This is a genomic window from Gloeothece verrucosa PCC 7822, assembly GCF_000147335.1.
Taxonomy (GTDB): Bacteria; Cyanobacteriota; Cyanobacteriia; order Cyanobacteriales; family Microcystaceae; genus Gloeothece; species Gloeothece verrucosa.
The window spans coordinates 4,827,103-4,851,696 of sequence record NC_014501.1 but is presented as its reverse complement, the minus strand read 5'-3'; the positions used below and the strand labels follow the sequence as shown (position 1 = coordinate 4,851,696).

Here is a 24,594-nt window from a genome sequence, read left to right as displayed (position 1 = left end):
TCAAATCGATCATTAAAATATTCTTTGGCATGATATAAATTTTTTTAAATACATCTGCTGTGACATTGTTCGGTTATCCCTAAATCTTAAGTGATGAGGGAGTTCTGTTAGGAGGAATCAAATTGATGAAAGTTATTGCTCGTATTCTCATTGTTTTTACCCTAATTCTCGGTTTAGTAGGGTTTTTTAACCCCATTCCAGCCCAAGCGGCTCTTAATGCGGTTGATGCTAAACTAACCACAGAATTTGGTCAAAAAATCGATTTAAATAATAGCCATATCCGTCAATTCCGGGATTTACGGGGTTTCTATCCCAATTTAGCCACCAAAATCATCAAAAATGCTCCTTATAACAAGGTAGAAGAGGTGCTAGATATTCCTGGCTTATCTGAAAGTCAAAAAAATCGCTTACAAGCTAATTTAAACAGATTTACCGTGACTCAACCTTCTAAAGAATTAAACGAAGGAGATGATCGCATTAACCCCGGTGTTTACTAAACACGCCTGAAAAACTTGACAAATTCCTGAAAACCTGCTCTAAATTCGGGGCGGGTTTTTAGGTTTTGTCGCTCAGATTCAAAGAGACACCAGAAGCGTTACAATAAATGAAATTTAAACAGATTTTAACTGAACTAATTAGCCTTGGCTGACCACCTTTACCCATCTTCAGACACCCCGAAAATTCCTAAGCAAAGCGACATTCTTGTAGTAGGGTCAGGTGCGGCTGGACTCTACGCCGCTTTGTGTTTACCTTCTCATTATCAAGTGTGTCTGATTACCAAAGATACCTTAAAAACGGGCGCAAGCGACTGGGCGCAAGGAGGAATTGCCGCCGCCGTAGATCCGGCCGACTCGCCTAAACTTCATTTTGAAGATACCTTAAGAGCCGGTGCCGGTTTATGCGACCCGAAAGCGGTTAAATTTTTAGTAGAACAAGCACCTGCCGCCATTAACAGGCTAGTAGAATTAGGGGTCAGCTTTGACCGCAAAGGGGAACAACTGGCCATGACTCTAGAAGCCGCCCACTCAAGACCTCGGGTTCTTCATGCGGCTGATACCACAGGTCGGGCCATTGTCAGCACGCTAACCGAAGAAGTCTTAAAACGTCCTAATATACAAATTCTTTCTCAGGCCGTCGCCTTGAGTTTATGGCTAAACCCCCAAAGCGGTCAATGTCAGGGCATTAGTTGTCTTTATCAAAATCAGATCCGTTGGCTCAAAGCCGGTGCCGTCATTTTAGCCACTGGAGGCGGCGGACAAGTTTATGCTCAAACCACTAACCCCACCGTCAGTACAGGGGATGGAGTCGCTTTAGCCTGGCGGTGCGGGGCAATGGTACGAGACTTAGAATTTGTTCAATTTCATCCCACTGCGCTGACTAAACCCGGTGCCCCCCATTTTCTCATCAGTGAAGCCGTTAGGGGAGAAGGCGCTTATCTGGTGGATAGTCTTGGGGAACGCTTTGCTTATGCTTATGACGAACGCGGAGAATTAGCCCCTAGAGATGTGGTGAGTCGAGCCATCTTTAATCATCTGCAAAAAACTAGCACAGATCCAGCCAAGGCTAACGTTTATCTGGATTTACGCCCCATAGAGCCAGAACGCATCCGGCGACGTTTTCCTAATATTATTCGTGTCTGTCAACAATGGGGAGTAGATGTTTTCACAGAACCCATTCCGGTTGTACCGGCTGCCCATTATTGGATGGGAGGAGTGTCCACAGATTTAAACGCACAAACCTCTATTCGCGGATTATACGCTATCGGTGAAACAGCAAGTACGGGAGTACATGGAGCTAATCGCTTGGCTAGTAACTCCCTATTAGAGTGTGTGGTGTTTTGCGCCCAACTTCCTTATCTAGAAATTGAGGCTATTTCCACAACCGAAGAGAGTTTACCTATATCGGTCATTCCAAAAACTGAAGCATGGTCCGAAGAAATCGACAAAATTAAACAACTCCGCGCAGATTTACCCGTCCTCATGTGGCAAAGTGCGGCTATTAGTCGCTCTCATGATGGCTTAGAATTAGCTTTAAAAAGAGTTATTGATTGGCGCGAAGAGGTGGCAGGCTTTAAGGTCTGTCAATATATCCTGAATTTAACAGCTAATCAAAATTTAATATTAGAGTCGCCGATCCAAGAGCAACAACTGAGAATAGCCGCAGAGGTGCTAAATTTGTTAGATATTGCCTATTTAATTCTCAAAAGTGCCCTCTTCCGCACAGAAAGCCGAGGAGGACACTATCGCAGTGATTATCCTCAGCCATCCCCCCATTGGCAAGTTCATACCTTAGTACAACATGATCGCTGGTGGACATCTTCCATCAACTCTTGAATAAGCTAAGAAGCTATTTCACTCCTCAATACAATAACTCGGTTTTCTGGCTAACCTAATCCCGGATTTGGAAAAATATCATTAGTTTTGCTTTAATCTATCTGTCGGTTAAAATCAAGGGAAACAGTTCTCAATTTTTAGGTGTCATCAGATGAAAAAACTGACATTATGGAAAAAGAGATTAATTAACTTTTAAGTAAAACTAAGCTAAGTGAAAACTAGCAGAAAAGCCAAGGGGGCATGACTAGACCGCTCAAGGAATATTGCTTGTAAAAACAGACTGGCTATAGCTTTTACCTATTTAACTCAATTATGATGCGTTATCCTTTTCCACTTTTAATGGCTATCTGTATTAGTTATCTGGGCCTTGCTCCTAATGAGATTCGCCTAGCTAAAGTTAAAACAACGGGTTCACAAATCTTAATAATCCAAATCCTAGAAGCTAATGCTCAACAACCCCCTTCTTCTACTCAAAAGGGATCAGCTTATGATCGCTATATGAAGGAGGGTTATCAGGCGATGCAAGAAAAAGATTATCAAAAAGCGAAAGCGTTCTTTGAAAAAGCCGTCTCAGCAAGACCCGGTGATTCTTATGCTAAGTCCGCCCTCAATAATGTCCAAAAAAACCTAGGTAAACCCACTCAAGAACACTCGGCTAACGCGGCTAAAAATCTTTCCCTTTTTTCGGGCAATTCCCTTTGGCTCATCATCGGTTTAAGCTTGCTATTTCTGGCTTTTTTGGGAGCATTAATTTCTTTCTTGACGCGGTTTAATAAAGGGTCTAAATCCCTAAAATTTTCCTCATCAAAACCGAAAAAAGATTCCTCAGAATTGGAAGCAGAATCGTCATTTTCTGGACATTTTTTCAACAAAAATAATGAGGAGCAAGCGGCGGATAATAGTTTTAAACCTAATGCTAACTCAGGGAGAGAATATTCTTTACCCGTTCAACCCACCACCCGAATTCCGAGTTTAGATCTCATTGAAGAGTTGATAAAATCTCTTGAAGATCCCGACTCAAAAAACCGACGCAAATCGATCTGGAAGCTTGCTCAAGTTTCAGATTCTCGGGCGATGAAGCCTTTGGTGGATTTAATGATTCAAACAGACTCTTATGAGCGGAGCTTAATTTTAGAAGCTCTATCACAAGTGTGTAGCCGCACCCTCAGACCCATGAATCAGGCATTGGCAATTTCCTTACAGGATAAAAATTCTCAAGTCCGTAAAAATGCCATCCGAGATTTAACGCGATTATATGATTTGATGTCTCAAATTAATGAACTTTTATGTTATGCTCTTGATGATGAAAATATCGAAGTTCAGGAAACCGCCAAATGGGCATTAAGCAAATTAAATCTGCGAATGCCAATTAAATTAAATTTAGGCACAGAGAATGTCGATGAAGAGAGTACATTTGAGGAAGATATAGACGATGAAGACATCAATGAAACCGACAATCGAAATCCTTGGAAAACCTAGATTTTGTCCGTTAAATATTTATTAAAGTTTCTCATGTTTAAATTATTATTTTTATCAACCCCAGTGGGTTTCCTCGGCTCGGGAATAGGAGGAGGCGTAGAATTAAGTTTATATAATGTCGCTAAAATTTTACTGTCTCGAGGCCACCAAATACAGGTAGTTGCCCCGGCCTCATCAGTATTACCTGAGATTCCTATCATTGAAATAGCTGGTAATTTACAGATTTCAGCCCAAAGCCAAGAACGAGATACTCCCATCTGTTTACCCCCGAATTCAGTATTAGAAAATATGTGGGACTATGCGCGGCAAGTGCAAACCGAGTATGATTTAATTGTCAATTTTGCCTATGATTGGCTTCCCTTTTATTTAACTCCTTTTTTTCATCGTCCTATCGCTCATTTTATTACGATGGCATCCCTCAGCACCGCGATGGATCAGATTATTCAAAAAATTTATGCTCAATTTCCCCAAACTTTGGGCTTTTATTCGAAAGTCCAAGCAGAAACCTTTGGTATAGGAGATAAGGGTCGTTACCTCAGTAGTGCCATCGATCTATCGTTATATGAATTTTGCAATACCCCAGAATCTCACTTAGCCTGGTGCGGACGCATTGCCCCAGAAAAGGCGTTAGAAGACGCAGTAGCCGCCTGTGATCAAACAGGAGTTCCCCTAAAAATTTTTGGCAAAATACAAGACCCGCAATATTGGCAAAAAATCTGTCAAGATTATCCCAATGCTCCCATAGAATATGTAGGGTTTTTATCTACAGACGAACTCCAACGCCATCTCCGTAAAAGCCGTGCTTTGATCATGACACCCCGTTGGGTAGAAGCTTTTGGCAATGTGGTTATTGAAGCTTTAGCTTGTGGTGTTCCTGTTATTGCCTACCGCCGAGGGGGTCCGGCAGAAATTATTGAGCAGGGAAAAACGGGGTTTTTAGTTGAACCCGATGATGTTATGGCATTGGTTAGCGCTATTGAACGACTCGATGAAATTGATCGTCTTAGTTGCCGCATCTCGGCAGAAACCCATTACTCTTTAGACGCATTGGGCGATCGCTTTGAAGCTTGGTTTAAGGATATTATCGCTATCGCTTAACGACGAGGATGTAATTCAATCACTTTTTCTTTGATCATTACATCATAGTCCCCAAAAAAGTTTTGTCCAAGCAGACCTTGGTCTTGTCCTTCCATTTGCGAAACAATACCCACGACGAGATTTTTCCGCGTTAAATTGCCAGCTTGTAGGGAAAATACACGACCTAGATGATACGCTACCGGACCTCCCGCCGTTTGAGCCACATCTTGAGTTTCTTTACGAACGCCGATCGCTTTGGCCATAGATTCTGTAATGGTGACTCCTGATGCACCGGTATCAAAAAGCATCTCAAAACGCTGTTTACCATTAAAAACCACCATAACCGTAGGAATTCCTGAAACGCGACGGATGATAGGGATTTGATAAACGCCTGAGACTCCCACAGACGGAGTTGATGAACCAGCACCACAAAGATGTCCTAAATCTATATGCTGCCCGCCTGTCCCTTCTAAATAACATCCTGATTGAGCTTGGGTTGAGGATGATGTCAACGGAGCAACCATTATTCCTGATGCCAGAATCAGGACACTAAAAAATTTTTTCATAAATTCCTGTTAATTGCTATAAAGACTTCAAAGCTCTATTAGTAAAGTGCCCTAATTAGTTGATTAATTTAACACCAATAGCTAAAAAAATTTTTAGATCGGCTGACTATGTTAACCTTGTTAACTTGATTTTTATCGGTGGTAGTTAATATCCAATCCTCACCCACACATATTTGATGCTTATTATAGGGGAAAACCGCCAACAGTCAAGGACAATAGGCATAATTCTTTTTCTGTTGATCGCCCTCTCCCTCTAAAAAAGTTTACTGCCTTTGTTCAACCGGGAGGCCATGTCATAGGACGATCCCCTAAAATATGTAAGTGCAGATGATAGACTGTCTGTCCACCATCATCGCCATTATTGATTACCACTCGATAACCGTTTTTAAGTCCTGCTTGAGCGGCTACTTTTTTGACACTTAGCAATAAATGCCCCAATAGCTGTTCATCTTCCTCGGTTGCTGCATCTAATTGAGTGATCGGTTTTTTGGGAATCACTAGAATATGAGTCGGCGCTTGTGGTTGAATATCTTTAAACGCTAAGACCAAATCGTCTTCGTAAACAATGCTTGCAGGTATTTCTCGGCGGATGATTTTCCCAAAAATCGTATCACTCATAGTTAGTTGAAATAGCTGTGAATTTTTTCTCCTCTTATGATATAATATTTGGTCTATTAAAATAATCTTCCAGAAAAATCTTCCCTCCTACCTTGCCGCTAGGGCTGTCAATAGAATTTGAATTTTAATGAGTTTTACTTAAGAAAAAACCGACATGGATCTCGGGGAAATTCCCCTTAAAAAAAGTTTTTCCATGCTTTCATGGAGGTCATTAATTTTTTTTATCAAAGACATTTATTATTAATAGCTAATTCAGTTGATTATTGTCAGTAATTTCCGAACAGTCTTTAGGGAAAACTAGGAACTAAATCAATCCGTCCTGCGTCTAACTCTTCCATGAGTAACTCTAGGGCCTCATAATCTACATCGGAAATATAACCATTACGGGTTAATTCTTCATTGATACCCTTTTCGATCTCAGGAGTTAACTGCTTGATATAAATAGCTTTTTCCACCAATTGACGAATAATAGAAATTGTGTTTACCAATTTTATCCTCCCAAAAACACTTGACAAATGAAATTTTTTAGTTAAATTAGTGATTAGTAGTAGGATTGATTTTTTTAGACAAAATCGTAAATAAATTTTTTATGTTATCATCTACCCCAAGAGGAAAATGCACATAGGTTAGCCTAGCTCGAGTACAACTCTCACTATTTGTATAGGGCTATACTTGAGCTAAACCGAAGGCTAAACTGTTATTTACGGATTATATAAGCTAAATACTCGGCAAAAACCTTAAAAAAAGCTTAAAATGCCCGAAAGCGCAGAGATTCAAAGGATAAAAAAATCTAGGCTCACGCTGATAGGGGATGATCAACACTAATTGTCCGACTGGAGCGTCAACTATGTTTAGTAAAGAGGGTTAAATAATGAGGAGTACAGTCAAATCATCTAAAATCATTACCATCGAACCGGCTGGATATATAACAGCCGCTAATATCTCCGAGTTTCAAGAAGAACTCACCTTGAGTCTCACATCGGGTGACCACTCCGTCTTTTTGATCGATATGACTAAAGTAGAGTTTCTCGATAGTGCAGGACTCATGGCTTTAGCATCGGCGTTTCGTCTGGCGGAAAAACTGGGCAAACGCTTTAGTTTATGTTCAATTCCTCCCTCAGTTAAAATTATTTTTGAACTGACTCAGTTAGATAGAGTTTTAGATATCTATGAGAGCCGCGAAGCTTTTGAGGCTTCGGTCCATCTCACCCCCGAAATGGCGGCCTAGTGCATTCAAGATGCTGTTCACTCTTAAACCGGTTCGCTATAGTAGAGTGTAGCTCGCGTTAGTCTGAACACCGGAGAAGCTCAACTGTGGCGGTAGCAATCGAGAAGATCTTAACATCGGAAATTCATAAACCGGCTCGCTATTTAGGTAACGAGTTAGGAGCAAAACATAAACCTTGGGAAAATGCTAAAGTCAGATGGGTACTTACTTACCCAGAAGTCTATGAAGTGGGTGCTTCCAATTTAGGACATATTATTCTCTATAACATTCTCAATAGTCAACCGCGCCAACTGTGCGATCGTACTTATTTACCTGCTTCAGACTTAGCCGCTAAATTACGCGCCACCAATACAGCCCTATTTGCCTTAGAGTCTCGCCGCTCCCTGAGAGAGTTTGATCTTCTGGGATTTAGTCTCAGTTATGAACTAGGAGCAACCAATATATTAGAAATGCTAGACTTAGCGGGGATTCCCCTAACCTGGCAAGAACGTCAAAACGGAGATTATCCGCTCATTTTTGCCGGCGGGCAAACAGCCACCTCAAACCCTGAACCCTACGCAGATTTTTTTGACTTTATCGCTTTAGGAGACGGAGAAGAATTACTCCCTGAAATAGGCTTAGTCATCGAAGAAGCCAAACAAGCCGGCTTAAACAAAGAAGAATTATTATTAGATTTAGCCCAAGTCCCGGGGGTTTATGTGCCCAGATTTTATGATCTTGCTGAAGATGGGTCCGTTTATCCCAACCGAGAAGACGTACCCAAAAGAATTATCAGACGAGTCGCTACCCCCATACCGGCTTATTCGATAGGTTTAGTGCCCTACATTGAAACCGTACACGATCGTCTGACGATGGAAATTCGCCGAGGATGCACCCGGGGATGCCGCTTTTGTCAACCGGGAATGCTAACCCGGCCTGCGCGGGATGTAGAACCCGAACAGGTGGTAGCCGCTATCGAAAAAGGCATGAGAGCAACCGGCTATAATGAATTTTCCCTTCTTTCTCTCAGTTGTTCCGACTATCTCGCCCTTCCGGCGGTGGGAATAGAAATTAAAAACCGTCTCAAAAACGACAATATTACTCTGTCTCTTCCTAGTCAACGGGTGGATCGCTTTGATGAAAATATTGCCAATATCATTGGCGGCACTCGTCAGTCTGGGTTAACCTTTGCGCCCGAAGCCGGCACCCAGCGCATGCGAGATGTGGTCAATAAAGGCTTAACCAACGAGGAATTACTCAGAGGGATAACAACCGCCGTAGAACAGGGGTGGGATAAAGTTAAACTCTACTTTATGATCGGGTTGCCCGGAGAAACCGACCTAGATGTGATCGGTATTGCTGAAACAGTGCGCTGGTTGCGTCGAGAATGCCAAATTAGAGGACGAAAGCGACTCGACTTTACCCTGACTATCTCTAACTTTACCCCGAAACCTCATACCCCCTTCCAATGGCACTCCGTCTCTACCGCCGAATTTTTGCGGAAACAAGACTTATTGCGACAAGAATTTCAGGGCATCAAAGGCGTTAAAGTCAATTACACCGATGTCCGCATTTCAGCAATGGAAGACTTTATCGGTAGAGGAGACAGGCGCTTAGGGGCTGTGGTGCGTCGTGCTTGGGAATTAGGAGCCGGTATGGACTCATGGTGGGAAAATTTAGGGAAAGCTTATCGGGCCTGGCAACAGGCCATCGATGAAGCCGGCTTAACCTGGAAGTATCGACAAGTAGAAAACGGTGAATGGAATCTTTTTGATCATTCACAAATTGATTATGATGCCCCCTTGCCTTGGGACCATATTGAGAGTGGCATTGATAAAAGCTGGCTCAAAACTGACTTACAAAAAGCAATTGATGCCGCCACCGTTCCTGACTGTTCTTTTGATGGCTGTTCTCATTGTGGGGTCTGTGGGCTAGATTTTGGCCATAATGTTGTGGTTCAACCGCCAAATATTCCCTCTTTTGCAGGGCATTTTCAGCCCAACCAAGACCGAGTTCAGCGCTTTCGGGTCTGGTTTGGTAAGCAAGGGGAAATGGCTTTTGTGAGTCATTTAGATTTAGTGCGGCTGTGGGATAGGGTAGTCAGAAGGGCGGCTATCCCCATTTCTTTTACTGGGGGTTTTCATCCGGGCCCGAGAATTTCTATGGCTAATGCGCTTCCCTTGGGCGCAACCAGTAGCGGCGAAATTGTGGATTTTGAACTGACTCAACGCATGAATTTAGAGGAGTTTCAAGCTAAATTAGCCGCTCAGTTGCCTGCGGATATCCCGATTTATCGAGTGGCTGAGTTGAGTCTCAAAGCCCCGGCGGCAACTCGGTTATTAGACCAAGCAGAGTATTTTATTACTGTGGGAACTCCGGAGTTAGTCAGTGATCAACAGTGGCAAAGTTGGGTTGATGCTGTGTTAAATTCCTCGGAAATTATCATGGCAAAAACCACGAAATCCGGTAAAGTTAATCAGGTGAATTTACGAGAGCGGCTCTATGAGTTATCGATTTATACTGAGGGTGAGTCTCCCGTTTTACGCTATCTAGGAAGTTCGAGAAATGATGGTTCTCTCCTGCAACCTGAACATCTTGTCTATATGTTAGAACAGGTTTCTGGGCAAGAGATTGAATTGCTGAATATTCATCGTCAGGAGTTGATTTTGGCTGATAAGTGTGTTGATGAAGTGGCGGCTACCCCCTGAACCGAGCAAAGTCTCTTAATATCCTACACCCCCTACCAATAGTCATTATTTTTGTCCAGAAAGATTATTTAAATATTGCACTTTGTCGATATTGAGGAATAGGTTTATTGGTGATGATTGAATAGAGAACATCTGGATCTAAATCTGCTCCATTTTCCCAATAAATTGTTCCCCATTCTGGATGAATTTTTACTTGTTTAAAAGTGTCTAAATTTTTTAAGGGTTCAAAAACTCCTGTAAATTCAATAATTTGGTTAAGTTCAACTATTCCTTCTTGTCCGTCTTCAAATTTCAGGTAGAGTTTATAGTTCTCTAAAGGAGTAACTTCAATGATATCTTTTAACATAATTTATTCTAAAGGTTCAATGGAGTTTAAAGGCTGATTATCTCTAGCTAATTGCCAGTTTTCTAACAATTCTGTTTGATGTAAAGCAGCCCATTCTATGACTAAGCCTAAAATTCGAGGAGTTAGTTTACCTTCTAAAACCGATAAATTTTCTAGGTCAATAAGAGCTTTTTGTTGGTTATAGCGAACATGAAAATGAGGTGGCGGATGGTCATTATAATACATAGTAATAATAATTCCTAAAAACCGACTAATTTCTGGCATGAAATTTTTGATATTTCTTAAAATAATTTAGGAAGGGTGCTGGGATGGTTGTGTTTTGAGTGTAGTGGGTTTCTTTGTTCGCGTCAAGACTTGTAACCTGTAATATATCACTAAGTAGTCGGACATAAATAAAGTCCACTGTGTCAAGAATTGTAAAACGCCTACAACCCTTCTCCATTGCCCATTCCCCATTGCCCATTCCCCAAACTCGCAGTTAACTTTAATTTTGTCCAGGTACTTATCACAGACCTTGCCCTTCAGGGTGTGGGTAAAATTAATAAAACAACTGTAGCCGCTTTTGTCATGCCCGACTTTGAACAATTCGTCAAAACCATTTATTCCAAAGACTTAGAAGAGAAAAAGACTTGGTATTCTTCAGTCGCCGTTGCTTATGATAAAACCCGACCTCGTTACCCTCAAGAACTCATTAAACCTGTCCTAGAATTAGCCCAACTGCCCCCCGATGCCACTATTCTAGAAATCGGATGTGGCCCAGGTACTGCGACAGTAAGCTTTGCCGAAAAAGGCTTTAAAATGGTCTGTCTCGAACCGAGTTTAGAAGCTTGTCAACTAGCACAAAAAAACTGTCAAGCTTATCCTAAAGTAGAGATTAAAAATAGTACCTTTGAAGAGTGGCAACCGGATACTGAGAAATTTGATGCTGTTCTTGCCGCTACTTCTTTTCACTGGGTAAAAGCTGAAATAGTTTGCTCTAAAGCGGCAGAAATTTTAAAAGATGATGGTTCTCTTATTTTGCTCTGGAATACTCCCCCTCAACCCTCTTATGAAGTGTTTCACCCGTTGCTAGAAATCTATCAACAAAAGGCTCCCTCTTTGGCAGGATACGCCGGCTATGAAGACTTAAAAATTCATCAAGAAAACCTGAGAAAGTTGGGTATAAAAGTCATTGAATCCGGTTTATTTAAGAATCTAGTCTATGAACAGATAGTCTGTGAAGTCACTTATACGGTTGATGATTATTTGGGACTTTTGAGTACCTTGTCGCCCTATATTATGTTAGAGTCGCAGGTGAGAGTTTCTTTGTTTGAAAGTTTGAGAGAACGACTTTTAAGTCTCTGCGGCAATAGCCTTCAATTGTCCCATATCTCCGCTTTTCAAATTACACAAAAAAGTTAAAATAATCAGTTAATGGGTGCGTTACTAACACACCCTACCAGTTAAAAGGGCCTTTGGCATTAGCAATCCAATCACAATCTTGCCCCACAAAATGAATGACCATAGATTTGCGGGTTAAAGCAGGATTGTTAATTTTTGCTCCTCCATGAATCAGCATCCCATGCCAGAGAAGTACATCTCCTTTCTGAGCAATAAATTCTTTTTTGGGAAATTGTTCTGCTCGGGATTTTACATATTCATTATATAAAGGCATTTTTTCCGGTTCACTATTCTTTAAATTTTGTTCTGGATAGTTGGGAAAAAAACTTTTAACTGTTGTATTTTTATGAGAACCCGGACAAACAATCAGAGGGCCTGAATCTTTAGAAATGTCTTCTAGCGCAATCCAAACGCCGACTAAATAATTTACGGGATTAATATAAAATACGGCCATGTCTTCATGAAGCGGCTGTTCAGTTCCATGTAAAAAATTTATCGAATATTTAGGAATAGAAGGTTTGCCCAAAATGCCACTCACTAATTCTTGCAGTTGCGGGTTTTCAAAAATGGCTTTGGCTAGGTTTGAGCGTTCATGAAAAGCGTGAACTCTCCAAATATAATTAACTAATTTTTTTCGAGTTTCTCGGTCTAAATTGAGAACATCTTTATGAGCTAGACTTGCCGCCAAACCTTCCATCTGTATTCCTTCAATTTGGAATCCTTCCAGAGGAACATCTAGAAAAAATAGATTTGCTAATTCATCGACTAACTGATCAATTAATATTTCAGGAATAACATTTTTGACGACAATATAGCCCTGATCTATCCAATTAGATAAAAGTTTATAAGTCTGTTTATTAAACTTTTTTTGTTTAAATTTTTGCTCTAATTGTGCTTGAGCGTTAGGCTGATCTAACCAAGGAATATCTGGATTAGTTTTTAAATTAAAGGGAGAAAAAGGAAGTAATTTATTGATTAAATTAAAAGCCATATTTTAACCGTGAGCCGAAAATATTTGGGTTGGTGAGTGATAAGAAGATGTCCACTCCTCAACGCTCCTATTTTATAGCTTTAGGGACAACTACAGGGGAATTGCTGCGACAGTTTGCATCATTTGCCTTGTGAACCCCAGCAATGACACAATTTAAAATGAATCTTATCGTCTTAAAACCGCCTTGAGTCTATCTCTATTTACTGAGTTTCAACCCCTAGCAGCGATCGCCACCACGCCAAGCGCCGCCGAAACCTTATATCCTCTGTGCCAAACCATCGGCGCAACTCTTCATCTCCCTGACTCGCTAACTCCCTTCAATAACAGCCAAACTTACACAATTTCGCTCAAAGAACATCTCGCTACCCTCTGGAAGACTCAGCGAACCCTGATCTTTTGTTTGGCTACTGGCGCAGTAGTACGTTTAATCGCCCCTTTACTAGAAGATAAATCCACCGATCCGGCCATTATAGTCATTGATCAAACCGGTAAATGGGTCATTAGTTTATGTAGTGGTCATACTGGAGGGGCAGATCGTCTGGCCGAGTTAATTGCTACTGAATTAGATGCTACCCCTATTATCACGGGTGCATCAGCCAATTTAGGATTGCCGGCTATCGATATTTTAGGGCTTCCTTTTGGCTGGCGTAAAGGGGAGGGAGATTGGACCCAAGTTAGCGCCGCCATCGCCCGTCAAGAAAAAGTACAGGTGATTCAAGAAGTGGGTTCAACCCTATGGCAAGATCATTTACCGGAGAATCATCCTTTCTATTTTGGGTTTCCAGAAGCCGATCAGGCAATTATCCCCGCCGCTAGAATTTGGATCAGTGCCACCAAACGGCAATTTGCCGAAAAATCGGATTTTCCGCGAGTTCAATGGCATCCACGAGTTTTATGGGTAGGAATAGGATGTATCCGAGGCACCTCTCGACAACTGATAGAAACGGCTATAGAACAAGTGTTTCAACGATATCATCTAGCAACCGCAGCGATCGCGGGTTTAGCGACGATTGATCTTAAAGCTGATGAAACAGGACTATTAGAATACTGTATTGAGAAACAATTACCTCTAAAAACATTTGCGGCTGAAGTGTTGGGGGGTATTGAGGTTCCCAACCCTTCAGAAATTGTCTCTCAAGAAGTCGGAACTAAAAGCGTTGCTGAAGCATCGGCTTTATCTGCTGTTTCCCCTCAAAAAGCCGCTTTAATTGTCCCTAAACAGATTATCAAATCTGAACAAGAAATGGGGGCAGTAACCATAGCCATTGCTCAATCTGACTTAGAATATACAGGAAAAATCGGACAATTATGGTTAGTGGGAATTGGTCCAGGAAAGTTAGATCAAATGACTCCGGCTGCCATGACGGCCATTAAACAAGCAGATGTCATTATTGGCTATTCTCTTTACCTTGAACTGATTAAACCCTTACAACGAAAGGGACAAATCGTCGAATCATTTCCCATTACTCAAGAACAAAAACGGGCACAAAGAGCCATAGAATTAGCCCAATGGGGATTAACTGTAGCGGTCATTTCTTCAGGGGATTGTGGCATTTATGGCATGGCCGGTTTAGTTTTAGAAGAATTACAACAAGCGGGATGGGATGGACATAATCCCAAGCTAGAAGTCTTTGCCGGTATAAGCGCTATACAAGCCGCCGCCTCAAGGGTAGGCGCTCCTCTGATGCACGATTTTTGTACGATTAGTTTAAGTGATTTGTTAACGCCTTGGCAAGTGATTGAAAAGCGATTAGAAGCGGCAGCAAAAGCCGATTTTGTCACGGGAATTTATAACCCACGCTCGCAAACTCGAACCGGACAAATTATTAAAGCACAAGAGATATTTTTAAAATTCCGTAATCCTAATACGCCTGTGGCCATTGTTCATTCAGCTTATCGGGAACAGGAACAAATTACCCTGACCACTCTCGAAAAGATGTTAGATTTTCCTATTGATATGTTGACCACAGTCATTATCGGCAATTGTAGCACTCGTCAGTATGCTAATTGGCTGATTACACCCCGAGGCTATATCAGTTAACAGGGAAGAGTATTGACTAATGACTATTGACTAATGATTAATGACTAATGACCAATGACTATTTTTTATTACCGATTAATAAATTAATGCCCCAAGAAACCAAGGAAAAAACAATTGAGCCTATTAAAGCATCCCAAAAACTGTTGATCTTAAATCCACTCAAATATCCAACCAAGGAAAAACAGATAGCATTGATTATAAATAAAAATAATCCTAACGTTAGAATGGTTATGGGAAAAGTTAAAATTTTTAAAATGGGTCTGACAACTGCATTGACCAATCCTAAAATAATCGCTCCTATTGCTGCCGTTGTCCAACTTTTAATTTCAATCCCAGGAACAATATTGGCTGTAATCATCAAAGATACAGCAGTAACAATCCAAGTTATTAAAAAACGTGGCATAGACGATTTTAGCTAAACCTAGACAAGTGCGTTTTCATTGTAGATCATTTTACTCAGCGATTTTTTCTGATACTGGAGCAGTGGGCATCCGAGCCGGCGTACTCCGATAACTCACGTTCACTCCTTCTTCAGATTGTTCTAGCACTAATAGCGGGGTAGGTCGAGCTTTTTGGTCCCACTGCATCAGAACCACATGACCATGAATAGCAGGCTGCCAATTTTCATGCTCAGAATTAGCCGATAGAAAAACTTCCACGCACTCAATAATTTCATTAACGGTGGTAGAAGAAGTTTGAGTCGGTAACTTGGTTAATTTAATCTGAATTCGGAACAAAACTCCTTTATTCCATTTTCCTTCTCCTGTTTCTACTTCATAAGTAACATCAAAATTTTCATCAATTTTACGGCTACCGGGAACTACACCAGCCATATTTTTATCTGTACTTGGACGTAAAGCTTCCCCGATCAACTGAGTAATTTTCATCTTAATTTGGTTGACGATAACATAATGGAAGACTTCTTCATCCATTCGCATTCTTAAATAATCAAGATTAAATGCCCGAGAATGAACTAAATCCGGATTAGACTCCATCTTTTTAATAGTCACTAAGGCTAATTTCAGTTTTTTCTTTAAATCCTTAGTTTTAAATTGCTCAAATTTTAAAGCTTTCTCCGCCTTAATAATTTTTAGCTTACCATAGACAACTACAGCAATTAAAACGAGCGCTAAGGCACTGGTGCTATACATCCAAGCCTTGGCTCCAGAGGGATTTACTGAGGATACTGAAATCGGGGATGATGTCGCTAATTCGGTAGAAGTTTGTGCTAAAACGGGATTGACGAACAACCATTGAGAGGACATATTTCACACTTTGACCAAAATTGTAGTGCTATACTCAGAGTTCCCAAAAAGGAGGCGAATTTAACATGGCATCACTAATAAAAGATTTAATAGTCCCTACTTGTGACTCCCAGAAAGTTATTCAGACGCTATCATGTCTATCTATCGTGGTTTTAGTCAGTCTGTTATGCTTGGGAACAAATTCAGCCGCCATCGCTGTTACTGTGCGGTTTCCTGATACGGAGTCAGCTATGATCATCGCCCAACAAGGAGACAGTAAAATTCCGCCTGTAGTGGTTAATAGTGTTCGTCAGGATTTAGCGCGGCGTACCAATATTGCCACTGACAAGTTAAAACTTAAATCCGCAACGCGACAAACTTGGCCCAATGGCTGTTTAGGACTAGCGGCTTCCGATGAAATTTGTACTCAAGCGTTGGTTGAGGGGTGGCGAGTGGTAATGTCTTATAAAAATCAAACTTGGGTTTATCGAACCGACAGCCAAGGAAGAGTCATCAGAATGGAAAAATAAGAGCCTAATTGCCATAAATTTTTATTAGTCTTAGCCGTTTATTGAGTAGCTTATCCTTACCAAATTTTATTCATATCTAAGACAAAACCTACCAGTAGAGGCTCTCCGGTGAGCGAAGTAGGATTATCTAAACATTCCTCGGTTTTATCGCTACGGTAAATATAAACCTGGCGATTTTTCCGGTCAATTAACCAGCCTAATTTTACTCCTAAAAAAATCCACTCTTGCATTTTTCGTTGTAAAGAAACAACCGAATCACTAGGAGAACGTAATTCTACAACAAAATCCGGACACAGAGGCGGGAACTTGATTTTTTCTTCGGGAGTTAAACTATTCCAACGGTCTAAAGTGAGCCAAGCGGCATCAGGATTCATGGGGTCCCTAGAGGCTCCTTTGATGCGAAATCCGCCACTAGAATCAAAAGCCATTCCAGTCCCATCTTTTTCTGTCCAATTATAAAGTTGGGCACTTAAACTTAAATTCCGATTACTGGTGTCTCCTCCGGCTGGGGTCATAATTAATAAATCTCCGGTTTTTGTATCTCGTTGAATAACTAAATGATCATTGATATCACACAACTCAAACAACTGATCATCATCAAGTTTAATAGAAGGAGGCAAAGTGATTACTAATGGATTTGACAGCATAAACAATTCCTCAGTTATTAGTTATTAGTCATTGGTCATTAATTATTAGTTATTAGTTATTAGTCATTAGTGGTTAGTCATCAGTCAAAGTCGTCTAGCTATCATTAATGAGGGATTAAAGCTCAGTAATTGAGAATAAAATTCAAGACTAAAGACTAATGACCAAGGACTAAAGACTAATGACTAAAAAAATTACATTCCCATGATTTCGTAACCAGCATCCACGTAGATAATTTGTCCAGTAATGCCACTCGATAAATCACTACACAAAAAAGCCGCCGTATTTCCCACTTCTGTCTGAGTGACAGTACGTCTTAAAGGGGCAGTTTTTTCTACATGATGAATCATATCTAAAATACCGCCCACCGCAGAAGAAGCCAGAGTCCGGATCGGTCCGGCAGAAATCCCATTGACGCGAATGTTATGAGGTCCTAACTCAGCCGCCAAATAACGAACACTCATATCTAAACCGGCCTTAGCAATGCCCATCAAATTATAATTAGGAATGACTTTCACTCCCCCTAAATAAGTGAGAGTGACAATACTGCCGCCTTCTGTCATCAAAGGTTTAGCGTATTTAGCCAAACGGGTTAGAGAATAGGTACTAATTTCTAAAGATTGCTGGAAAGCCTCCCGAGAAATAGCACTAAAATCTCCGGTTAAACCCTCCTTATCGGCAAAAGCCAAACAATGGATCAAAATGTCAAGCTTTCCCCATTGATCAGCGAGGGTTGCAAAAGTTGCCTCAATCTGTTCTTGATTCTGTACGTCACAAGGCACAAATATGCTAGGATTGAGGGGTTCTACTAACTCTCGCACCTTTTTTTCAAAACGTCCTTTATCATCTGGTAAAAAGGTTATACCAAGATTGGCTCCGGCTTTGTGTAACTGCTGGGCAATCCCCCAAGCGATGGAACGATTATTGGCAATGCCTGTAACAAGCGCGTTCTTTCCGTTTAAATCTAACATAGTGGTTCAAAGGGTAAAATTTCTTGGCCGTAAGTTGAGAGCGTCAAAAGGGATGGTTATAATCTTTGAATGTATGCCTTCATCGAGACTCACACCCCCCATAAAACCATTGTTAAACAAAAAGTCCCTAAAAATTTTGCCAGTTGGCTAGGAAGTGTGTTTAATATTTATTAATTTAAGACTCGATTAAGTCTCAAAGAACCTTTTATTTTCCTCTCTGTGTTAAGTGTGATGGATCTATCCCTGACTCAAGATAAACCTTTAGCTGCAGTCTTTCGTCGCATCGGTGGCGGTAACTATCCCCCTGTCGTAGAATCCTATGAGAGAGGAAAAACCATTTTCTTCCCGGGTGATCCGGCAGAGAGAGTTTACTTTCTGCTCAAGGGGGCTGTTAAACTCTCGCGAGTTTATGAAGCCGGAGAAGAAATCACAGTAGCCTTGTTGCGCGAAAATAGCGTATTTGGGGTACTATCTCTCATAACAGGAGAACGCTCAGACCGGTTTTATCATTCTGTGGCCTTTACCCCTGTAGAATTACTTTCAGCACCGATTGATCAGGTAGAGTTAGCCCTCAAAAATAATCCTGAATTATCGATGTTAATGTTACAGGGATTGTCGTCACGGATTTTACAAACCGAGATGATGATTGAAACCTTAGCTCACCGAGATATGGGTTCTCGGTTGGTGAGTTTCTTATTAATTCTGTGTCGAGATTTTGGTGTCCCTACACCAGATGGCATTCGAATTGATTTAAAGCTATCTCACCAGGCGATCGCAGAAGCCATTGGCTCTACCCGAGTCACTGTTACTCGTCTATTAGGAGATTTGCGACAAGAAGGCATGATTTCAATCCATAAGAAAAAAATTACTGTTCATAATCCCGTCGCTCTGAGTCAACAGTTTACTTAACTCTATCCAAGAGCAGTTACAATCATGACTAGCGCCTTTATCCTAATTACAGCAATCCTGATTTTAGGAGGGTTAATCGCTGCATTAGGAGATCGCATAGGAAGCAAGATCGGCAAAAAAAAGCTGAGATTATTTAATCTGCGTCCTCGTCAGACAGCAGTGCTTGTTACTATTGTAACAGGGATAGCCATTGCAGGTTCAACCTTGGCGTTGTTATTTAGTTTAAGTAAGTCTCTACGTCAAGGCGTTTTTGACCTGGATAAATTGCTCAATGAACGTCGAGATGCCATTAAAAAACTTGAAACCAATTTACAAACCGTTAAAGAAGAGAAAACCTCTATAGAAAAAGAATTAAATATCGCTCAAACTAAACAGACATCAATTCAAAAACGTCTTTCTCAGCTAAATAAAGATTTTAAAAAATCTCGAAGTCAATTTGATCAAGTATCGAGTCAATTAACAATTTTACGCTCGGATATTCAATCTCTATTAGAAGAACGTCAAGATCTGGTGGAGCAAAGGCAAAAGTTAACCCAAACCATTGAGAATATTCAAAAGCAAGTACAAGAAAAAGATCAACAATTAACTGAACGAGAAAATAGCCTAGCTCAACAAGATAAAAAACTTGCCCAACAAAATCAACAATTAACTCAACAAGATCAAATTATTGCCGAAAATCAGTCTCGGATTCAACAATTAGAAAAAGCGAAAAATAAATTACAAAACCAAATTAAGCAACGTGATAGTAAAATTTCTTTCTTAGATAAAGCCATCGCTCAAAAAGATGAAAATCTGAAAAGTCGAGAAGAAAAATTAGGAGAATTAGAAAATCAGTTGGCTTTTCTGAAACGAGAAGTAGAAGTCTTAGAACAATATTATCAAAATTATCAAGACTTACGGGAAAGAAAAATAGCAATTCTTAAAGGACAAGTTCTATCTTTAGGAGCATTTCGCTTAACTCGACCTGAGTCTGATACAATTATCAAAGTGATCGATCAACTTTTACAAGAGGCAAATAGAACCGCCATAATGGCCACTCGACCTGAAAGTAAAAATACAGATGAAAGACTGGTAAAAATTACTAAAGCTCAAGTGGAACAATTAATTCAAACCCTAAAAGATGGGGGAGAATATGTGGTCCGAATAATTTCAGCCGGCAATTATGTTTTAGGAGAACAAGAAATTAGAGTCTTTGCTGATGTGGTTCCCAATCAAAAAATTTTTGACGAAGAACAAGAAATAGCGGCTGTATCTATAGATTCAGGAAATTTGACCGAAGAAGAAATTCAAAAAAGATTAGATATTCTCTTATCAGCCGCTCAATTTAGAGCCAGGAGACAAGGCATTTTAGGGACCATTCAAATTGGAGATGGAAGTTTAACAAAATTGGTTCAGTTTATTCAACAAGTTAACAGCAGTGAACAACCTTTAGATGAAATTCAAGCAGTTGCATCTGAACCCACCTATACCGCCGGACCGCTAAAACTTCGCTTGGTTGCCGTCCGAGATGGTAAAGTGATTTTTAGCACTTAAGTCATTGGTTAATAGTAGGTAGCTCCGATGATTTTAGGATTTGATCCCGGTAGAGATAAATGTGGTGTGGCGATTATGGGAAATGACCGTCAGATTTATTATCATGAGGTAGTAGAATCAGATGGCGCGATCTCGGTCATAAACACCCTATTTCAACAGTATCCCATCGAATTATTAGTCATGGGAAACCAAACCACCTCTAAAACTTGGAAGGCTAAACTAGAAACAGAATTAGCCGAGTCTATTCCTATTGTGATGGTAGATGAGAGAAATAGCTCACTAGAAGCCCGTGATCGCTATTGGGAAATGTATCCCCCCAAAGGGTTACAGTGGTTTATCCCTCAAGGAATGCGGCTTCCTCCTCGTCCTATTGATGACCTGGTGGCTATCTTATTGATAGAACGCTATTTAAATAAAACACCCTAATAATAAAGAAAATTATATGAAAGGACTTTGGCTAGAAAACCAACAACTTCACCTGCGTACCGATATCCCAACTCCTTCTCCTCCATCTGGTGAGGTTTGTGTACGAGTTTTACGGGCAGGAATTTGTAATACTGATCTAGAATTACTCAGAGGTTATTATCCCTATAAAGGTGTTCTCGGCCATGAATTTGTCGGACTGGTAGAAAACGGACCCGAACATCTGATCAATAAACGGGTAGTAGGAGAAATTAACGCCAGTTGCGGTTATTGTCGTTTTTGCCGCACAGGACAACCGACTCACTGTGAAAATCGCACGGTTTTGGGTATTGTTAACCGTCATGGGGCTTTTGCGGATTATCTGACTCTACCAGTTACTAATCTTCATCCTATCCCGGATTCGATCACCACTGATGCGGCAACTTTTACAGAACCGGTGGCGGCGGCGTTGGAAATTCAAGAACAATTGTCTATTACTCCTAATGAACGGGTTTTAGTGGTAGGAGATGGCAAATTAGGGCAATTAGTCGCTCAAACCCTGGCTTTAACCGGTTGTGAACTATTGGTCATTGGTCGTCATCGGGAAAAATTGGCACTATTAGAAGCCAGAGGCATAAAAACCGGGTTGAGTGAGGCGGTGAGTGATAGGGCGTTTGATATCGCGGTGGAATGTACCGGCAACCCTGAAGGGTTTAGTCTGGCTCGTCGTGCCTTGCGTCCTCGTGGTACGCTAGTGCTGAAAAGTACCTATGCCGGCAATTTAACCCTAGATGCTTCTTCTTTAGTGGTGGATGAAATTACGGTTATGGGTTCTCGTTGTGGTCCTTTTCCTAAAGCTATTGAATTACTCGCAGCCGGAAAAATTGATGTAGAGGGGTTAATAGATGGGCGTTATCCCCTTAGTGAAGGAAAGGAAGCTTTTGAAGCGGCGCAACGTAAAGGCGTGTTAAAAATTTTATTGGAGATGAGTTAAATTATATATTGTAAAGCTTGAGATATTAACAAAATATGAGTATCTAGAAGTAACTTCATTTAGGTTCAAATAAATCTAAAATATCATCAGATAATGATGCGTTAAAGTCACACAATAAAAATAGGATGCCTTAAGAAAACATCCTACAGTTAATAATTCTTTTAGCCTGCTATGCTAAGGCTTTGTTCGGTTGGCCCCCGCCCTTATTGGGTAAGGGATTATTTCAAGCGTTCAATCAAATGATCTCCCACTCGCAGCGCATTAGCAATAATCGTCAAAGCCGGAGTCACACCAGCACTAGACGGGAAGAAACTCCCATCAACAATATAAAGATTATCCACATCATGAGCGCGACAATTGATGTCTAAAACCGATGTGGTGGGATCTTCCCCAAAGCGGCAAGTGCCACACTGATAAGCCACCACTTGAATCGGAGTTTCACTGCGCGGGTAAACCCCCCAAGGAAACAGAGAATTATCCGAACTGCGATCAATAGCTTTGAGAACATCCATCCAACGATGAATCAGGCGATCATGAGCTTCTGTATTATTCGGAGTATAATCCAAACGGAGCTTATCCCCCACTAGCTGCACGCGATTATTGGGATCAGGTAAATCTTCCGTCTGCAACCACCAACCAATAGAATGATTCGCCAATTGCCGCAACCCAAAACCCGGCATCAACTTCACCAACAGCGACAAAATCGGCATCGCCTCAGTGGGCAGCATATCTTGAACGATATTACCAGTATTTTGAATATGACCCATCGGGGAAGAAAAATCTTTATCTCCCCAGTAAAAATCATTCACACAAATGGTCTTTTGAAACACACTCTTATTCGGTGCAGAACTAAATTGCACCATCACCGTATTCAGGTGTTTCATAAAATTTCGTCCCACCTGATCCGAACGATTCGCTAATCCGATAGGATGCTTTTCACTGGCAGATCGTAGCAACAAAGCCGCCGAATTAACCGCGCCACAAGCTAACACCACAATATCGGCGAAAAATAAATAAGACTGCCCACAAATTTCCGCTTCTACGGCCTTAACTTCTCGTCCCGAAGAATTGGTATGTAAACAGACCACCTTAGCCTTAGTTTTTAGGCTCACATTCGCATATTTTAACGCCGGTAAAACGCCCACTTCTTCAGAATTCGTCTTAACATCAGCCCGATTAAGAACAGTCGTATCCCCTTCGATATTAGGACTTTCAAAGAAATTATGGCGATTATTTTGCTTAATCCCTAAAGGCAGATGAAACGGATGTAACCCTTGCTTAGAAATCGCCTCACAAATTTCTTGCATCCGAGGTTCATGAGTTACCGGCTGATGGGGATATTCTTGGGTGCGGGGTGGGTCGGTGGGGTCTTCACCGCCTTTTCCATGAACATTGTAAAGCTTTTCGGCTTCGGTGTAGTAGGGTTCAAAGTCTTGATATTTCAGGGGCCATTCTGGTGAAACTCCATCCTGATGTTGAACTTTTTCAAAATCCCGTTCCCGCATCCGCAGTAAAGCCGCGCCGTAAAACTTGGTACTTCCCCCTACCCAATAGTTAATGTGAGGACGAAATCGATCTCCTGAACTGTCGAACCATTCCTCATCGGCCGAGGGAAGGTCACTTTTAGCCACCATATCCATCGCATTCCAACGTTCATTCTCATGAGGCGATAAGTCACCCCGTTCTAGGATGAGAATTTTTTTGCCGGTTGGTGCGAGTTTTTGGGCTAATGTTCCGCCGCCTGCTCCGGTTCCGACGATAATTACATCGTAGTGTTGATCGTCAATTATCATAGTTGTTTCCTGTCAGTTATTAGTCATTCGTTATGAGTCAGGAGTCATCAGTCATCAGTCATGGGTTAACCGTTATTAATTCTTCGGGGTATTTTTAACGATTAACTTCTCTTTGTTGACTGGGGTCGGGAACTCGTTCCCGACTGTTGACTGTTAACTGTTAACGATTCTTTATTGCCATAAATAAAGAAGGATAAATAAAATAATCCAGATGACATCGACAAAATGCCAGAACAAAGAAGTCGCATTAATTCCGAAATGACCCCTGTCATAGTTGCCCGGAATAAAAGAACGCATCAACATAATTCCTTGTAACAGAATGCCGCTTGCTACGTGCAACCCGTGAAAACCGGTCAATAAATAAAACATTCCCCCGAAAACCCCCGAGGTAAAGCCGAACTCAAGATGGCTCCATTCAATGCCCTGACCTACTAAAAAGTAAGTCCCCATCGCCATTGTGGCCACTAAAAAGACACGAAATCCTAACAGATTTTTGCGTTCGAGAAACTTTTCGGCTACGTAGATCACGCCGCTACTGGAAACCAAAATTACTGTATTAATAGCAGGGTCTTTAATCTCCAGTCCAGAAACTCCAGGCGGTAACCAGTTAATCGCCGTTGTTTTATAAACAAAATAGCCTATAAAAAAACTCAAAAATATCACACTTTCCGAGAGCAAAAACACCACAAAGCCGAACATACTATTCGCTTCTTCATCGTGGTGATGTTCAAGAGTTATCGGTCGCTGTAAATGTTCAGTTGTAATGATAGAACTCATGATTTGATCCTTAGTTAAAGCCGATAAGTACCTGGACAAAAATAAACAAC

At 41.1% G+C, this 24,594-nt stretch carries 25 protein-coding genes; 13 read left to right on the top strand and 12 right to left on the bottom strand.

The genetic code is table 11. From position 1 onward, the window contains the following. Positions 1–125 precede the first annotated feature (125 nt). The 4 genes from psbU to CYAN7822_RS21600 all read left to right on the top strand — a co-directional run bounded on the left by psbU (position 126) and on the right by CYAN7822_RS21600 (position 4,910). Positions 126–497, top strand: coding sequence for a photosystem II complex extrinsic protein PsbU (gene psbU / locus CYAN7822_RS21615; protein ID WP_013324381.1), 372 nt, complete (start codon positions 126–128; stop codon positions 495–497). Between the two features lie 144 nt (positions 498–641). Beyond that, a complete protein-coding gene (nadB, locus tag CYAN7822_RS21610; RefSeq protein WP_013324380.1) occupies positions 642–2,333 on the top strand; it encodes an L-aspartate oxidase in 1,692 nt (563 codons plus the stop codon). A 312-nt stretch (positions 2,334–2,645) separates the two neighbouring features. Next, positions 2,646–3,812, top strand: a complete 1,167-nt coding sequence (locus CYAN7822_RS21605) for a HEAT repeat domain-containing protein (protein WP_013324379.1) — start codon at positions 2,646–2,648, stop codon at positions 3,810–3,812. Between the two features lie 33 nt (positions 3,813–3,845). Beyond that, the gene (locus CYAN7822_RS21600; protein WP_013324378.1) at positions 3,846–4,910 is read left to right on the top strand and encodes a glycosyltransferase family 4 protein; all 1,065 of its coding nucleotides are present in this window, start codon (positions 3,846–3,848) and stop codon (positions 4,908–4,910) included. Here CYAN7822_RS21600 and CYAN7822_RS21595 read toward each other — a convergent pair. From CYAN7822_RS21595 to CYAN7822_RS21585, 3 genes are all read right to left on the bottom strand, one after another. After that, the gene (locus CYAN7822_RS21595; RefSeq protein ID WP_013324377.1) at positions 4,907–5,455 is read right to left on the bottom strand and encodes a retropepsin-like aspartic protease family protein; all 549 of its coding nucleotides are present in this window, start codon (positions 5,453–5,455) and stop codon (positions 4,907–4,909) included. The two genes, CYAN7822_RS21600 and CYAN7822_RS21595, sit on opposite strands and share 4 nt — an antisense overlap. 276 nt (positions 5,456–5,731) lie before the next feature. Beyond that, complete coding sequence (locus tag CYAN7822_RS21590; RefSeq protein ID WP_013324376.1) at positions 5,732–6,073, bottom strand: histidine triad nucleotide-binding protein; 342 nt, start codon at positions 6,071–6,073, stop codon at positions 5,732–5,734. 287 nt (positions 6,074–6,360) lie between these two features. Continuing rightward, a complete protein-coding gene (locus tag CYAN7822_RS21585) occupies positions 6,361–6,561 on the bottom strand; it encodes a hypothetical protein (RefSeq protein WP_013324375.1) in 201 nt (66 codons plus the stop codon). Positions 6,562–6,944: 383 nt separating this feature from the next. Here CYAN7822_RS21585 and CYAN7822_RS21580 point away from each other — a divergent pair, with 383 nt between their 5' ends. Together CYAN7822_RS21580 and CYAN7822_RS21575 are read left to right on the top strand one after the other, a co-directional pair. After that, positions 6,945–7,301, top strand: coding sequence for an STAS domain-containing protein (locus tag CYAN7822_RS21580; protein WP_013324374.1), 357 nt, complete (start codon positions 6,945–6,947; stop codon positions 7,299–7,301). An 86-nt stretch (positions 7,302–7,387) separates the two neighbouring features. Continuing rightward, a complete protein-coding gene (locus tag CYAN7822_RS21575) occupies positions 7,388–9,988 on the top strand; it encodes a TIGR03960 family B12-binding radical SAM protein (protein ID WP_013324373.1) in 2,601 nt (866 codons plus the stop codon). 64 nt (positions 9,989–10,052) lie between these two features. Here the strand turns inward: CYAN7822_RS21575 and CYAN7822_RS21570 are convergent, their stop codons facing one another. Both CYAN7822_RS21570 and CYAN7822_RS21565 read right to left on the bottom strand, forming a co-directional pair. Then, positions 10,053–10,334, bottom strand: coding sequence for a DUF2442 domain-containing protein (locus CYAN7822_RS21570; RefSeq protein WP_013324372.1), 282 nt, complete (start codon positions 10,332–10,334; stop codon positions 10,053–10,055). A 3-nt stretch (positions 10,335–10,337) separates the two neighbouring features. Further along, positions 10,338–10,598 carry a DUF4160 domain-containing protein gene (locus tag CYAN7822_RS21565; RefSeq protein ID WP_013324371.1) on the bottom strand — a complete coding sequence of 87 codons (261 nt, stop codon included), beginning with the start codon at positions 10,596–10,598 and terminating at the stop codon, positions 10,338–10,340. A 264-nt stretch (positions 10,599–10,862) separates the two neighbouring features. On the opposite strand from CYAN7822_RS21565, the gene CYAN7822_RS21555 reads away from it, so the two are divergent. Beyond that, positions 10,863–11,735 (top strand): class I SAM-dependent methyltransferase, encoded by an 873-nt coding sequence (locus CYAN7822_RS21555; protein WP_245602615.1) that lies wholly within the window; start codon positions 10,863–10,865, stop codon positions 11,733–11,735. 34 nt (positions 11,736–11,769) lie between these two features. On the opposite strand, the gene CYAN7822_RS21550 is transcribed toward CYAN7822_RS21555, so the two are convergent. After that, positions 11,770–12,705 (bottom strand): phytanoyl-CoA dioxygenase family protein, encoded by a 936-nt coding sequence (locus CYAN7822_RS21550; RefSeq protein WP_013324369.1) that lies wholly within the window; start codon positions 12,703–12,705, stop codon positions 11,770–11,772. A gap of 184 nt (positions 12,706–12,889) precedes the next feature. Here CYAN7822_RS21550 and cobJ point away from each other — a divergent pair, with 184 nt between their 5' ends. Beyond that, positions 12,890–14,746, top strand: a complete 1,857-nt coding sequence (gene cobJ, locus CYAN7822_RS21545) for a precorrin-3B C(17)-methyltransferase (protein ID WP_013324368.1) — start codon at positions 12,890–12,892, stop codon at positions 14,744–14,746. A 58-nt stretch (positions 14,747–14,804) separates the two neighbouring features. On the opposite strand, the gene CYAN7822_RS21540 is transcribed toward cobJ, so the two are convergent. Further along, positions 14,805–15,149, bottom strand: coding sequence for a phage holin family protein (locus CYAN7822_RS21540; RefSeq protein ID WP_013324367.1), 345 nt, complete (start codon positions 15,147–15,149; stop codon positions 14,805–14,807). 49 nt (positions 15,150–15,198) lie between these two features. Then, positions 15,199–16,011, bottom strand: coding sequence for a hypothetical protein (locus CYAN7822_RS21535; RefSeq protein ID WP_013324366.1), 813 nt, complete (start codon positions 16,009–16,011; stop codon positions 15,199–15,201). 65 nt (positions 16,012–16,076) lie between these two features. Here CYAN7822_RS21535 and CYAN7822_RS38705 point away from each other — a divergent pair, with 65 nt between their 5' ends. After that, positions 16,077–16,520 (top strand): hypothetical protein, encoded by a 444-nt coding sequence (locus CYAN7822_RS38705; protein WP_013324365.1) that lies wholly within the window; start codon positions 16,077–16,079, stop codon positions 16,518–16,520. A 56-nt stretch (positions 16,521–16,576) separates the two neighbouring features. Here the strand turns inward: CYAN7822_RS38705 and CYAN7822_RS21525 are convergent, their stop codons facing one another. Beyond that, positions 16,577–17,167: a Uma2 family endonuclease gene (locus CYAN7822_RS21525; protein WP_013324364.1), complete on the bottom strand. Its 591-nt coding sequence runs from the start codon at positions 17,165–17,167 to the stop codon at positions 16,577–16,579. A 192-nt stretch (positions 17,168–17,359) separates the two neighbouring features. Beyond that, the gene (gene fabI, locus CYAN7822_RS21520; RefSeq protein ID WP_013324363.1) at positions 17,360–18,136 is read right to left on the bottom strand and encodes an enoyl-ACP reductase FabI; all 777 of its coding nucleotides are present in this window, start codon (positions 18,134–18,136) and stop codon (positions 17,360–17,362) included. A gap of 231 nt (positions 18,137–18,367) precedes the next feature. Here fabI and ntcA point away from each other — a divergent pair, with 231 nt between their 5' ends. Genes ntcA through CYAN7822_RS21500 form a run of 4 tightly spaced genes read left to right on the top strand, consistent with a single transcriptional unit; the run spans position 18,368 to position 21,974 of the window. Next, positions 18,368–19,045, top strand: a complete 678-nt coding sequence (gene ntcA, locus CYAN7822_RS21515; protein ID WP_013324362.1) for a global nitrogen regulator NtcA — start codon at positions 18,368–18,370, stop codon at positions 19,043–19,045. Between the two features lie 24 nt (positions 19,046–19,069). After that, positions 19,070–20,578 (top strand): DUF3084 domain-containing protein, encoded by a 1,509-nt coding sequence (locus CYAN7822_RS21510; protein WP_013324361.1) that lies wholly within the window; start codon positions 19,070–19,072, stop codon positions 20,576–20,578. Between the two features lie 27 nt (positions 20,579–20,605). Continuing rightward, positions 20,606–21,004, top strand: a complete 399-nt coding sequence (locus tag CYAN7822_RS21505; protein WP_013324360.1) for a pre-16S rRNA-processing nuclease YqgF — start codon at positions 20,606–20,608, stop codon at positions 21,002–21,004. Between the two features lie 16 nt (positions 21,005–21,020). Continuing rightward, the gene (locus CYAN7822_RS21500; protein ID WP_013324359.1) at positions 21,021–21,974 is read left to right on the top strand and encodes an MDR/zinc-dependent alcohol dehydrogenase-like family protein; all 954 of its coding nucleotides are present in this window, start codon (positions 21,021–21,023) and stop codon (positions 21,972–21,974) included. A 218-nt stretch (positions 21,975–22,192) separates the two neighbouring features. Here CYAN7822_RS21500 and CYAN7822_RS21495 read toward each other — a convergent pair whose 3' ends face one another. Both CYAN7822_RS21495 and CYAN7822_RS21490 read right to left on the bottom strand, forming a co-directional pair. Continuing rightward, positions 22,193–23,767, bottom strand: a complete 1,575-nt coding sequence (locus CYAN7822_RS21495; protein ID WP_013324358.1) for a GMC oxidoreductase — start codon at positions 23,765–23,767, stop codon at positions 22,193–22,195. Between the two features lie 171 nt (positions 23,768–23,938). After that, positions 23,939–24,544: a cytochrome c oxidase subunit 3 gene (locus CYAN7822_RS21490; protein WP_013324357.1), complete on the bottom strand. Its 606-nt coding sequence runs from the start codon at positions 24,542–24,544 to the stop codon at positions 23,939–23,941. Positions 24,545–24,594 lie beyond the last annotated feature (50 nt).

Bases quoted from the DNA above. Each gene is read 5' to 3' on its own strand.
- psbU (WP_013324381.1), top strand. From the start codon at position 126: ATGAAAGTTATTGCTCGTATTCTCATTGTTTTTACCCTAATTCTCGGT.
- CYAN7822_RS21605 (WP_013324379.1), top strand. From the start codon at position 2,646: ATGATGCGTTATCCTTTTCCACTTTTAATGGCTATCTGTATTAGTTAT.
- CYAN7822_RS21600 (WP_013324378.1), top strand. From the start codon at position 3,846: ATGTTTAAATTATTATTTTTATCAACCCCAGTGGGTTTCCTCGGCTCG.
- CYAN7822_RS21595 (WP_013324377.1), bottom strand. From the start codon at position 5,455: ATGAAAAAATTTTTTAGTGTCCTGATTCTGGCATCAGGAATAATGGTT.
- CYAN7822_RS21590 (WP_013324376.1), bottom strand. From the start codon at position 6,073: ATGAGTGATACGATTTTTGGGAAAATCATCCGCCGAGAAATACCTGCA.
- CYAN7822_RS21580 (WP_013324374.1), top strand. From the start codon at position 6,945: ATGAGGAGTACAGTCAAATCATCTAAAATCATTACCATCGAACCGGCT.
- CYAN7822_RS21570 (WP_013324372.1), bottom strand. From the start codon at position 10,334: ATGTTAAAAGATATCATTGAAGTTACTCCTTTAGAGAACTATAAACTC.
- CYAN7822_RS21565 (WP_013324371.1), bottom strand. From the start codon at position 10,598: ATGCCAGAAATTAGTCGGTTTTTAGGAATTATTATTACTATGTATTAT.
- CYAN7822_RS21550 (WP_013324369.1), bottom strand. From the start codon at position 12,705: ATGGCTTTTAATTTAATCAATAAATTACTTCCTTTTTCTCCCTTTAAT.
- CYAN7822_RS21540 (WP_013324367.1), bottom strand. From the start codon at position 15,149: ATGCCACGTTTTTTAATAACTTGGATTGTTACTGCTGTATCTTTGATG.
- CYAN7822_RS21535 (WP_013324366.1), bottom strand. From the start codon at position 16,011: ATGTCCTCTCAATGGTTGTTCGTCAATCCCGTTTTAGCACAAACTTCT.
- CYAN7822_RS38705 (WP_013324365.1), top strand. From the start codon at position 16,077: ATGGCATCACTAATAAAAGATTTAATAGTCCCTACTTGTGACTCCCAG.
- CYAN7822_RS21525 (WP_013324364.1), bottom strand. From the start codon at position 17,167: ATGCTGTCAAATCCATTAGTAATCACTTTGCCTCCTTCTATTAAACTT.
- fabI (WP_013324363.1), bottom strand. From the start codon at position 18,136: ATGTTAGATTTAAACGGAAAGAACGCGCTTGTTACAGGCATTGCCAAT.
- ntcA (WP_013324362.1), top strand. From the start codon at position 18,368: ATGGATCTATCCCTGACTCAAGATAAACCTTTAGCTGCAGTCTTTCGT.
- CYAN7822_RS21510 (WP_013324361.1), top strand. From the start codon at position 19,070: ATGACTAGCGCCTTTATCCTAATTACAGCAATCCTGATTTTAGGAGGG.
- CYAN7822_RS21505 (WP_013324360.1), top strand. From the start codon at position 20,606: ATGATTTTAGGATTTGATCCCGGTAGAGATAAATGTGGTGTGGCGATT.
- CYAN7822_RS21500 (WP_013324359.1), top strand. From the start codon at position 21,021: ATGAAAGGACTTTGGCTAGAAAACCAACAACTTCACCTGCGTACCGAT.
- CYAN7822_RS21495 (WP_013324358.1), bottom strand. From the start codon at position 23,767: ATGATAATTGACGATCAACACTACGATGTAATTATCGTCGGAACCGGA.
- CYAN7822_RS21490 (WP_013324357.1), bottom strand. From the start codon at position 24,544: ATGAGTTCTATCATTACAACTGAACATTTACAGCGACCGATAACTCTT.